The following is an 11,499-nucleotide window of genomic DNA, read 5'->3' as shown; positions in this document are numbered from 1 at the left end:
TCAGAATGATAAATATTTAAGCTCAAAAGAATATGAGTTTTATATAGAGACGCTCTTCTATTTTATAATAAAAGTTCCAAAATATAATTAAAAAGTGTCAGGACAAAAGTGCTCATGTTATTAAATTTAAAAACGGATTTCTGTGGCGACAAAATAGAACTTCCTGTGCGGATCTTCGTCTACGATAAAAACCGTGGTTCCGTGGTCTATTTTTTCGCCGCCTTTGCTTTTCACCATCAAAGTCATTGGGTCACTTCCTATAAAAACTTCAAGAATACCGGTTTTATCTCCATGGATGGTAGATTTCATTCTGCCTTGGCGACCGAGAAAATCATGTGGCTTTTCTCCTTTATGATTAATCTCCCTAAAAAAGGGATTTAACGGTTTTAAAAGTAGTTTTGTGAATAGCATACTTACTATAAAAAGTGGTAAAATCATTACTGCTGCGATCCAGATTTTTGGCGAAAAATAAACTTCAAGATAAAACGAGCTTACCCATGTAAAAAGCAGAGAAAGTGTTACAAAATATGAAATCGGAACAATGTCTAAATTCAAGAATTTGAGAAACTGAATAAATTCCGACGGATCATCAGCAACGTGTAAATGACCATCAGGCGCATCGAGATCTGATCCCAGATCGGCATCAATTCCAACGTCAATATCAAGACCCGTAATAATGGTGAAAACCCAGTACAACAAGGCTAAAATCAACAAAACACTTAACACGGTATTCACCGGAGAAAATGCAATGTTTATAAATTCCTGATATGTCATATCACTCTTTTTTTAAGGATTCTTTTAATTTTTTTAAAGCCTTTTCTGCTTCTTGATCTGTATTTTTTTAAATATCATCGATCTCTTGATCTACAGTTTTTTTGTCGTTCGAAATTTCTCCATATGCTTCTGAGAGAGCTTCCTGCTCAGCAACACGCTCGTTTAGTTTCTCAAGCATCGACACCGTACTGTTGCTGTCTATTTGTGTCATCTTTCGATTGATATCTTTTGTCGCTTCACTGATTTGCACTCTTGATTTCAGTGTTCGAAGTTCATTTTCCCATTTTGAAATACTGGATTCGAGATGATGAATATTGGTCTGCATTTTCTCGCATTCGTGCTGGAGTTTTTGACTTTCAGCCTGTAACTGCTCTGCTTTTTCGTTTGAAATGTTTTGCTTCTTAATCGCTTCGATTGCCAGTCGATCCGCTTCCTCGGACGGCATTTCTCCGTTCTCAGATTTTTGAATGAGTAGGATAGCTTTATTTTGGTAATCTTTGGCTACATCAACTTCTGCCTGTTTTTCATTCTTTTTTCGGATGAGAAGTGCTTTTAACTGAGTCAGTTGTTCAGTACTTTTCCTGAGTTCATCTTTCATCTCAGAAATTCCGTTTTCTGTCAGCTTTATGGGATCTTCAAAGTTTTCTAAAGCCGAATTGAGTTCTGCTTTTCCTATTGTATATAATCTTTTAAAAATGTTCATTTTACGTTTTTTTAAATTTTATTTACTCATTTCGATGATTTCGTTGGTGAATTCCCCGACCAAAATTCCCAATGAGTTAATAGAGGCCATCACTTCATTTTGCGCCATATTATCTGTAGGAAGAGTATCTCGGAAAATTACTTTCTTGCCGGAACTGTCTAGTACAAATGCGCCATGTACGATATCACGGTTCTTTTTTAGCAAAGTCATGTAAATGTCTTCAGTAGGATTTTTAATTTCAAAAAGAAATTGTTCCATTATTAAAATAGGATCTGAAATAATAAGGATCATGTTTTTGATCCCGCTGGATTCCTTTTCGATAATCAATACTTTCTGAAGTTCATCCTGAAAACTGATTGCAAAATCATATTCCAGCAGCCAGGTTTTTACTGTATTGAATGTTTTGTTTTTTTCACTCATATTCATGTGTATTAGCTCATATTGTTAAACAAAAATAATAAAATTTTGTTAAATTGCAAATATTTTTAGCAAAATAAAATGTTAAATATTGTACATTTGCAAAAACAATTAGACTTATGAGTTTTTTTGGAACAAACATTAAAAAAATAAGGCAGGTTAAAGGATTGAGTCAAAAGGCTTTTGCGGATCTTTTTGATCTTAACCGCGGTGTGATAAGTGCTTACGAAGAAGGTCGAGCAGAACCTAAGATTGATACTTTACTAAAGGTTGCTCGTTATTTTAATTTAGATCTAGATGACTTTCTTACCAAGCCGTTGCAGGTCAATAATTTGGTAAGTGGATCTGTAATAGACCGTTTGATGTTTTCTCCCACAAAACATCCGGGAGATTTCAAAGCACAGACATCTTCTGATGTAGATTCAGGTAATTTTGAATTTATGCAAAAAATATTAGCAGAAGTAGATGTTATTTATGAATGTAAAGATGATAGCGTTTTAGCAGGATATCAGAAAGGGGATTTTTTATTTTTAGTACGGTCAGAAATGCTTTATGATGGGGTAGATACTCTTGTTGTTATTGAACAAGGCACTTTAAAATATCTGTCAGCCATTCCTGGAAAAGATAAAAATGCCAAAGATATTTTCAAGATAGCAGGTTATTTTTCTGGTAAGCAAAAAAATGTAATTTCAGAAATTCTTGCGCGACTTGATCTTCTTGAACAGAAATCTTTGTCAAACAAAAAGGAATAATTTTTTTGGTGTAAAAAATCAGCAAAATAAATACTAATACGCTAAATTATAATACATTAGAGACTTTCTGCGCTAAAAAATTAGATAACTAAAGTCAATCATGTTTTTTACTTAAAAACACGTTTTATAATGCTTCCGATCTCAATAAAATCATCATGATTTCCTACTGATCTTCTTTCATTTCCATCAACAGGATATTCCGAAAAAGGATAAATCAGAAGGTAATTTTTATCGGGAACTGTACGGTTAAGAAATTCCGGTACCAGTCTCATTCGCGGATTGTAGGATTGCATGCCTCGCTTTGCCATAAAAATAATTAATCCTTCATCACTTTTGATTTTTGTAACAGTTTCTTCTGCATCTTTCCATTCTTCCATAATGATTAATTCTGCTTCTATATTTGATTTCTTAATGATCCTCTGCAATATGCTGATAATTGCGTTTGGTGCATAAAAAACCATTGTCGATCCGGAATTTCTCGCGATATTCCAAACTCTGACTAGAGCGTGAAAAAATCCTGCATCTTTTTGGGCATTTTGAGGAATAATCACTGTATATCTTTTGATTGTCGAAAGTGGCTGTCTTGCCTGATAAACATATACATTCACATGATTATGCTGAAGGTATCCGCTGTATAAATTATGGGCGAACGAGGAAGAAAATCCTTTGAGATCTCCCAAACCAATGATAAGATCTGTAATCTGCTGTTCTTTAATAACATTGTAAACTCCGTTCACGGCGTCATTATCGAATCTTTTTAAAGCTGTTAATTTCACATCTGCTGCTGCGGCAACTTCAGTGGCGTAGCCCAAAAGTTTATCGGCATTTTTAACAGATGATTCGTTTTTATCTTCGTTGATAACATTCACTGCAAAAAAATCTTCAGTATTGGTATGGGCTTTTATCAAAATACCTAGATTGACCATACGTTCGATCGTCTCTTCGTAATTTACAGCCAGAAGGATATTTTCTTGGTCATGATTATTTCCTGCAACGGTGGCATCATTCTCTGTATCTGCTATTTTTTGTGCGCTCGACATTGAGACGAATGAGGATATTGTACATGAAATAAGTATTAGTAAAATACTCCCGTTTAGCACATGTTCGTTTAATAATCTGATGGGTTCTCCGGTTTCTGTCTCAGAAATAATGATGTTGTAACCTACCATCACGGTTGCTAGTGTGGCTGCTGCTGAGGCAGAACTCAGCCCAAAAATTAATCTTCCTTCATCTTTCGTAAAGCGAAACGTTTTCTGGGTTACTACTGATGAAATATATTTTCCGCCAATAGAAGCAACCAGCATAATTCCTGCCGCAATTAACGTATCAGGACTGTTAAAAAAAACTTTAAAGTCAATCAGCATACCAACGCTGATCAGGAAGAAAGGTATAAATATCGCATTACCAACAAAATCTACCCTGTTCATAAGCGATGATGTATGCGGAATGAGTCTGTTCAAAGCAAGACCTGCAAAAAACGCCCCGATGATGGCTTCTACACCCGCAAGTTCAGCCAATAAAGCTGCGAGATAAATCATTACCAGTACAAAAATGTATTGTGAGATCTTATCATCCACCTTTTTAAAAAACCATCGGCCTATAATAGGAAAAATAAGTAAAACAATCAACCCGAAAACGACAAATGAGCCTCCAAGCCTTAACCAAAATGCCGTATTGACATCTCCCTGAACCATCCCAACCACAACAGCCAAAACGAGAAGTGTCGCAACATCCGTAATCATGGTTCCGCCGACAGTAATATTGACAGCCTTATTCTTTGCAATGCCCAGTTTGCTGACTAAAGGATACGTGATCAACGTCTGAGAAGAAAAAAGACTCGCAAAAAGAACAGAAGTGAGTACTGAAAAATCAAGAAGATAGTAAGCACCCAAATATCCCAGTACAAAAGGAAATATAAAAGCGTAGCCTCCGTATCCCAAACTCTTCCATTTATTTTTCTTGAAATCGCCAAGATCTATTTCCAGACCTGCGAGAAACATGATATACAGTAATCCTGTAGTTCCTGTAACCACAATACTGCTGTCTCTTGACAGAACATTAAATCCGTTCGGGCCAATAATCGCTCCGGCAATAATCAATCCCAATAAATGCGGAACCTTAATCTTATTCAGTAAAAGCGGTGCTGCCAAAATAATGACAAGAACTAAAAAAAATTTAAGTACAGGATCTTCAATAGGAAGGCTGAGGTGTTGTAAACTTAAAATCATAAGTGTTTTTTTTTAAGGTCTCGTTAATTCAACAGTAAACTTGGCAATGCATTGATTATTAACTGTTACCGTTCTGGTTCCTTTTATTTTATTTGGCTTAATATCATTTAGTAGAACATTCATTTCCACAATTTTACTCTCTGTAGAATCTGTTACATATCTCAGGTTGATCTCACTACCATCATATTTGCCGTTGTAAAGTCTTATTAATTTATTGTTGTTGATAATCTTACACAAAAGCTGTGTTTCATCATTTGTAAATTCCCAGGAGTCGATTCTTTGATCCCCAATTACATAATCTGTACAATTCGATTCTGTACAGATCACCTTTCCCGTCCACGGAGATAAAATTGCAGCTGGCCATTTTTTAGTGGCATAAGACGTATCTTTTTTCTGAATTTTATAAATACTGTCTCGCATTTTAACCAGAAATGCATAATCGGCTTCTTTACTGGCTAATGATTTTTCTTTCTCGAGTAATTTTGCTTCTCTGTCAGCAATTTCTTGCTGTTTTGCTTTATCGTTACAACTTACGAATAATAGTAGGATAAGAATAGTGTGAAGAATTTTTTTTCCTGACTTAATGTTCATGTATTTGGTGTATTGTGAGATTTCTAAGTTTGTTTTTAAATTATCTTTCATCGTTTACTGTGTTTTAATCAATGCAAAAAAAAGTTTTTTATTTAAATAAAATCATTGAGCTGTTTAAATTCTGAACGTTTGCTTAATTCATTTTAATAGAATATAATTTAATTAAGCTTGATTATTTAGTATGAAATTAAAGTGCATTAAACAATAATTTTGTTCGCAATAAAACCATCAAAATAATGCCAAGATTATTATATAATCATTGAACTCCCTCATATTACTTTTTGACCAAATCTTTTTTTTTTGTTGTCTTTACTGAATGATACATTTATGAGTAGTTTTTACCTAAAATATTAATCATTTTGGTTAAAATTTTATAATTGTAGACTTTAAATTTACGTAAAAGAATTTAAAAAAAATCTCGAGTCAATATCATTAAGCTATAAGTGTAGTGTAAGAAATTCAATACTTTATGTACCACACATGTTTAAAGTGGCTCAATATTAGTTGAGAAAATTGAAACCAAACTTAATATTATTATGGCAAAGACAACAGAATCTAAGACAAGCAAAAGTACACCTGCAAAGTCAGGAACAACAACAAAAAAGAGTACTTCAACAGGAAAAATCAAGGCAAAAAGTGATGCCGCTGAGAATTTGAGAGAATTTTTGGTAGATGGGCTTAAAGATTTATACTGGGCGGAGAAGCATTTATCTAAAGCATTGGTAAAGATGGAAAAAAACGCATCTTCTCCTAAATTAAAAGATGCGATCAATAACCACAAATCTGAAACAGATGTGCAGATTACCCGTCTTGAAGAGGTCTTTGAAATTTTAGATGAAAAAGCAAAAGCAGAGAAATGTGACGCGATGGAAGGTCTCATTAAAGAAGGTGAGGGCATCATGGAAGAAACAGAAGCTGGTGCTGTACGCGATGCGGCAATTATTGCTGCTGCACAGAAGGTAGAGCATTACGAAATTGCCTCGTACGGAACTTTAGTAGCTTACTGTCAGCTGCTTGAAGAGGATGAGGCGATGAAGATTCTTCAGCAAACTCTGGATGAAGAAAAATCTTGTGATGTTTTATTAACAGACCTTGCAATTTCTGAAATCAATCTGGAAGCTGCTCAGGAAGAGAAGTAAAATTTCACAGAACAAACAAAAAAAAGTAACCTGTACGGGTTACTTTTTTTGTATTATAAGAATGTTATTAAGTCTCTTTTGTGAAATGTGATCACAATAATATTTAAATCTATTTTTTTTATGGATCAATATCTGATCATTTTAGTGATACTTGGTGCTGCCACTTTCAGCGTTGCGTGGATGCCCAAAATTTCAAAGAAAACGGGTATTTCTTATTCTATTTTTTATGTAGCAACAGGATTTTTGCTTTATTCTCTGGCACCGGATTTTCTGCCCGATCCTTTACCCGAAAAAAGTCCAAATCTCACTCTTCATCTGAGTGAATTGATTGTCATCATTTCGCTTATGGGTACGGGTATAAAAATCGACCGAAAATTTTCTTTCAGAAGCTGGTCGTCACCATTAAAACTGATAGGATTCACCATGTTGTTATGTATCGCAGCGGCGACTGCAATGGGATATTATTTTCTGGGATTAAGTCTTGCTTCAGCGGTGCTGTTGGGAGCCACGCTTGCACCGACCGATCCTGTTTTGGCTTCTGATGTACAAGTTGGTCCGCCAAATGAAGGTGTAAAGTCTGAAGTTAAATTTGCGCTAACCTCAGAAGCGGGGCTAAATGACGGAGTAGCTTTTCCATTTACCTGGCTCGCAATTACCGTAGGTTTGGTACTGTCGGGAAAAGAAGGAAGTTTTTTCGAATGGTTTGCTGTAGATGTGATCTATCGAATTGCTGCCGGGATCTTAATAGGATATATTTCCGGTAAAGGAGTGGGTTTGCTGCTATTTAGAATTTCTAAAAAATATGAGATTCTCAGGACGAGAGATGGTCTTGTAGCGGTTGCGGCAACTTTGTTGGTATACGGAATCACAGAAATTGTACATGGGTACGGTTTTATTGCAGTATTTATTTGTGCCATCACGTTGAGGCATTTTGAGAAAGAACATCAATATCATGATAAACTTCATTCATTTACAGATCAGATCGAAAGGCTTTTGTTGTGTTTGCTGCTCATTATTTTTGGCGGAACATTAGCATTGGGTATTCTCGAACCACTCACCTGGCAAATGATTTTATTTTCAGTGGTCTTTCTTTTAATCGTAAGACCTCTGTTCGGCTGGCTGGCATTAAGTTCTTCAAAAATGAAAAATATCGAAAAATTTGCAATCGGTTTTTTTGGAATTCGAGGAATGGGTTCTATCTTTTATCTTGCCTTTGGTATCAGTAAATTTAATTTTGATCACCAAGACGAGTTGTGGGCAATTGTCTCATTCACTATTGTTCTTTCTATTCTCATTCATGGATTGACGGCAACATCTGTGATGGAAAATTTAAAGGAGAAAGATTGATGTATGCTTTAAAGTAGGATTTAATTTAAATAAAATTAGCGCAACAAAGACCAAATTCCAATGCCGATGCCGGCGTAAGCAGCGACAGTAATAATATCTGATAAAGGTTTTGAAAAGCGTCTTTCCGAAATTTTTTCGTTATTAATTTGATTTTTATGGAATTTCAAATTCATATTGGGATTATTAACATAATGCGCGACCAGGCTGTCACCTTCCCATTTGTCAGCTATTATTTTGTAAGTCTTTCCATCTACATCAATTTTATATCTATTGTTTGATGTAATTTGCTCCTGCACATTAAAAGGTATAGGCTGTTGTAAAGGTTTTACATTCTTTGATTGAATTTCACCTTTCTCTGATGCAGATGTATTAACAGCAAGTTCGGTACTTTTTTTAGATGTTTTGTTATCTTCGACAACGATATCTGTTTGTCTTTTAGTTTGATAAGTATAACAGCTTACAAGAGAGCACGACAAAATAATGAGATAAAGGTTTTTTCGCATAATTCAAATTTAAGAATTAAACGGAAAATTTGGCGTTTTCTTTCCAACTTTATGCAGAATTCTTCATTCAAATTGTTTGCAGCGTTTCTGATCAACTCTAAAACTCAAAATTTTGTCGTTTTAAAAGTATACTTCAGTCGTAAACATCCAATGATTGCTAAATTGAAAAGAATAAAAACTATTTTAACTATAAAAAAAGGTCAAAGGAAAACATAAAGGTAAAATAACTGTTGTTAAATTATATTCTGTCTTGATCCAACGACCTTGGTTCTCTTAAGAGTTATACATTTCGTCAACACTAGGTTAACTTCTCAATTTTTGCCAGAACATCATCAATGTCAAATGGTTTTGCGATAAATTCATCTGCGTTGCAAGACTCCAAAACCTTATCGCTTTTGGCATGTGCGCTGATGATCATTACCGGAATATTGGCTGTTTCGGGTGCTGTTTTTAGTTGGTTGCACAAATCTGTCCCCAATCCGTCAGGAAGCATGACATCCAAAATAAAAATATCGGGAACTACAGAATGATCTCTTTTATTGAAAGTTTCTGCGTTTGCAAATGATCGCACGTCATAATTTTCGAATGACAGGAGCAATTGTAATGCATCTCTGATGCCTGTCTCATCTTCTACAATAAAAATATTTTTCATACCGTTGGTTGGCAAAAACAAAGCCAATGTGAGTACGAAAATGAATTAAATTAAAAAATATTTGATTCACGAAAAATAAAAAAATACCTGTCTATCTTTCCGAGAGAATTTTAATAGTAGACTCTTCCTCTCACTATTTTTACAAGATTTTCACTTTCCATCTTTTTGAAAGTTCTGATGACTGTTTCTATTCTAAGGCCTGTAAGAAATGCAAGTTCTTTTCTTGTGTACGGTATTTTGTAGGAAAAACGATCTGTTTTGTTTTGACTATCTTTCAGATGTTTAAGGAGAGTCAGCAATTGATGGGTAGCATCTTCAGAAGTTAGACTATTCAAAAAAATATAGCTGAAATATGTTCTTTCAGCTAAGTAATTTAGAAACTTCATTTGAATTTCAAAATCTGATGCCAACAGTTTGAGTAGCTTAGACCGCTCTAATTTGAAGATCGTGCAATCTTCCATCAAAACGGCATTGACAGGATAATTGTGTTTAGAAAATAAAAAAATCTCACCTACAGATTCGCCTTTTTGCTGAATACTCTGAATGAATTCTCTGTTCTCGATCTGGAAGTTTGTAAGTTTTACCTTACCCGTTTTGATTTGAAAGTAGTAAGCAGGAGCACTATTCTCTGCAAAAAGCAATTCGGATTTTTTTTTTGAATAATTTCCGCTCCAAAAGTAATGAGCAAGTCTTCTTTTATGACCATACCTTCTAATTACACAATTTCACATAATGTGATTTTGAATTTTATGACCACAAATATATCAAATTAATAATTGTGGCAACATGATCTGAATCAAAGGTCTTTAATGTATACCGTAGTTAGGATAAAGCTTTGCTCATCCCATTCATTCTGAAATTGCAGATTTTAGCAATTTTCAATATCACTTTTTTTGCTTCATTAAATAACTAAAAATAAAAATATACGAGTAAATTATTGATAAAGAATAATTTAGGGCTTAGCGGTAAGTTAAAAATTGGATCGCTAAAAGATTTTAAAATATGACCTACATCATAATTAATGCTTTAGTGAAGGTCTATCTTTGACTAAAATTATTCAAAATAAATAATAAGATATCACGCGCTTCGATTGTGAAATATATATATTTTACTTAGGATATTAGAAGTTTAAAAAACTTTGCATAATCAATCTGAACACTTCGTAATCGCTTAACCGAAAATCTTAGAAATTACAACTGATAAAAATTTTTTAAAAAACTAAAAGCTAAAAACAAAAAAAATGATGCTCTTCGGAAAACACAACTCAATATGAATTGGAAGACCACGAGAAGCAATTTTAAAAATTAAATTATGTCTATTCAGGAAAGTCTTTTGTATTCTGCAGAAGCAATAGAAGAGCATTACGACGCCGGCGATTATATATTTCGCGAAGACGCAACTCCGCAGTATTACTATCAAATCGTTTCCGGTGAGGTAAAACTGAACAGTTATAAGGAAGACGGAAAAGAATTTATTCAGAATATTTTTTCTGCAAATGCGTGTTTCGGAGAATCTATGCTCATTCTTGGTAAACCATATCCTGTGAATGCTATTGCGCTTACAAAATGTATTATCCTGAAAGTCGCCAGAGAACTTTTTTTACAACTTTTACAATTGCATCCCGATCTTTTTTTAGATATATCAAAATCTCTAGCCGATAATGCACATGATAAATTTGTTTTGATGCCGAAGATCGCAAGCAAAAATGCTGAAGAAAGATTAGCCGAATTGATGAACATTATGAAAGATTCTAAAAATCAGGAGAAATTTTCGTTTGAAATTCCACATACAAGACAGCAACTTGCTTCGCTCACAGGCCTATCGCTGGAAACGACCATCAGAGCGATAAAAAAGATGGAAAGAGGTGAGATTCTCATGATTAAAAACGGAAAGATCTTCTACTAATAGCTGATGTGCTTTCAATATTATTGATCCGAAGAAGTGAATTATGTTTAATAACTACTACGGTGAATAAATATTTATTTATTTTTGCAAAAACATTTCGTTTCTATGAAGAAAAAAGTTGTTCTCGTTCAAGATAATCCTGAAATCCTGGAAATAATGGATCAGGTTCTGGACGAAGCCGGATTTGAAGTAATCGGTTCACTTACCACTGAGCCCATAGAAAATGTTGAAGAAATTGATCCCGATGTTGTAGTAGTAGATGATCACATTAAAGGTGACGTGAAAGGTTCTGAGGTTATTAAAGAACTTAAATCTGATCCCGACACAGAAGAAATTCCCGCTGTATTAACTTCCACTTCGAGCAGCATTAAACAAGATGCAAGAGATTGTAAAGCAGATGATTATATTGAAAAGCCTTTTGGTATTGATGAGATGATCGATGTGGTGAAGCGAAATGCTGATTAATCATTGATCTGATTTACATCCGG

General features: G+C 34.3%; 13 protein-coding genes. 5 read left to right on the top strand and 8 right to left on the bottom strand.

Annotated features, from left to right (window positions below; all coding sequences use genetic code 11):
- Nucleotides 1–126: 126 nt before the first annotated feature.
- The 3 genes from PGH12_RS06465 to PGH12_RS06455 form a co-directional block, all read right to left on the bottom strand.
- Entirely contained in the window at nucleotides 127–774 is a 648-nt protein-coding gene (locus PGH12_RS06465; protein WP_267597354.1) for a hypothetical protein, read from the bottom strand.
- 67 nt (nucleotides 775–841) lie between these two features.
- The gene (locus tag PGH12_RS06460) at nucleotides 842–1,477 is read right to left on the bottom strand and encodes a PspA/IM30 family protein (protein ID WP_267597353.1); all 636 of its coding nucleotides are present in this window, start codon (nucleotides 1,475–1,477) and stop codon (nucleotides 842–844) included.
- 18 nt (nucleotides 1,478–1,495) lie between these two features.
- Nucleotides 1,496–1,897 carry a type III secretion system chaperone family protein gene (locus PGH12_RS06455; protein ID WP_267597352.1) on the bottom strand — a complete coding sequence of 134 codons (402 nt, stop codon included), beginning with the start codon at nucleotides 1,895–1,897 and terminating at the stop codon, nucleotides 1,496–1,498.
- A 116-nt stretch (nucleotides 1,898–2,013) separates the two neighbouring features.
- Between PGH12_RS06455 and PGH12_RS06450 the strand changes: the two genes are divergently transcribed.
- On the top strand, nucleotides 2,014–2,646 hold the full coding sequence (locus PGH12_RS06450) for a helix-turn-helix domain-containing protein (protein ID WP_267597351.1): 633 nt from the start codon (nucleotides 2,014–2,016) through the stop codon (nucleotides 2,644–2,646).
- 107 nt (nucleotides 2,647–2,753) lie between these two features.
- On the opposite strand, the gene PGH12_RS06445 is transcribed toward PGH12_RS06450, so the two are convergent.
- Both PGH12_RS06445 and PGH12_RS06440 read right to left on the bottom strand, forming a co-directional pair.
- Complete coding sequence (locus PGH12_RS06445) at nucleotides 2,754–4,874, bottom strand: cation:proton antiporter (protein WP_267597350.1); 2,121 nt, start codon at nucleotides 4,872–4,874, stop codon at nucleotides 2,754–2,756.
- 12 nt (nucleotides 4,875–4,886) lie between these two features.
- A complete protein-coding gene (locus PGH12_RS06440; RefSeq protein WP_267597349.1) occupies nucleotides 4,887–5,516 on the bottom strand; it encodes a hypothetical protein in 630 nt (209 codons plus the stop codon).
- A gap of 485 nt (nucleotides 5,517–6,001) precedes the next feature.
- Here PGH12_RS06440 and PGH12_RS06435 point away from each other — a divergent pair, with 485 nt between their 5' ends.
- Both PGH12_RS06435 and PGH12_RS06430 read left to right on the top strand, forming a co-directional pair.
- Complete coding sequence (locus tag PGH12_RS06435) at nucleotides 6,002–6,604, top strand: YciE/YciF ferroxidase family protein (RefSeq protein WP_267597348.1); 603 nt, start codon at nucleotides 6,002–6,004, stop codon at nucleotides 6,602–6,604.
- Nucleotides 6,605–6,724: 120 nt separating this feature from the next.
- Complete coding sequence (locus PGH12_RS06430) at nucleotides 6,725–7,951, top strand: cation:proton antiporter (protein WP_267597347.1); 1,227 nt, start codon at nucleotides 6,725–6,727, stop codon at nucleotides 7,949–7,951.
- A 35-nt stretch (nucleotides 7,952–7,986) separates the two neighbouring features.
- Here the strand turns inward: PGH12_RS06430 and PGH12_RS06425 are convergent, their stop codons facing one another.
- From PGH12_RS06425 to PGH12_RS06415, 3 genes are all read right to left on the bottom strand, one after another.
- Nucleotides 7,987–8,454 (bottom strand): hypothetical protein, encoded by a 468-nt coding sequence (locus PGH12_RS06425; protein WP_267597346.1) that lies wholly within the window; start codon nucleotides 8,452–8,454, stop codon nucleotides 7,987–7,989.
- Nucleotides 8,455–8,752: 298 nt separating this feature from the next.
- A complete protein-coding gene (locus tag PGH12_RS06420) occupies nucleotides 8,753–9,106 on the bottom strand; it encodes a response regulator transcription factor (protein WP_267597345.1) in 354 nt (117 codons plus the stop codon).
- 110 nt (nucleotides 9,107–9,216) lie between these two features.
- The gene (locus PGH12_RS06415; RefSeq protein WP_267597344.1) at nucleotides 9,217–9,747 is read right to left on the bottom strand and encodes a Crp/Fnr family transcriptional regulator; all 531 of its coding nucleotides are present in this window, start codon (nucleotides 9,745–9,747) and stop codon (nucleotides 9,217–9,219) included.
- A 670-nt stretch (nucleotides 9,748–10,417) separates the two neighbouring features.
- Here PGH12_RS06415 and PGH12_RS06410 point away from each other — a divergent pair.
- Together PGH12_RS06410 and PGH12_RS06405 are read left to right on the top strand one after the other, a co-directional pair.
- The gene (locus PGH12_RS06410; RefSeq protein WP_267597343.1) at nucleotides 10,418–11,011 is read left to right on the top strand and encodes a Crp/Fnr family transcriptional regulator; all 594 of its coding nucleotides are present in this window, start codon (nucleotides 10,418–10,420) and stop codon (nucleotides 11,009–11,011) included.
- A gap of 105 nt (nucleotides 11,012–11,116) precedes the next feature.
- Nucleotides 11,117–11,476, top strand: coding sequence for a response regulator (locus PGH12_RS06405; RefSeq protein ID WP_267597342.1), 360 nt, complete (start codon nucleotides 11,117–11,119; stop codon nucleotides 11,474–11,476).
- Nucleotides 11,477–11,499 lie beyond the last annotated feature (23 nt).

Origin of the sequence: Chryseobacterium sp. CY350, assembly GCF_027945075.1 — a bacterium.
Taxonomy (GTDB): Bacteria; Bacteroidota; Bacteroidia; order Flavobacteriales; family Weeksellaceae; genus Chryseobacterium.
This window is presented reverse-complemented; position numbering and strand designations above follow the sequence as displayed.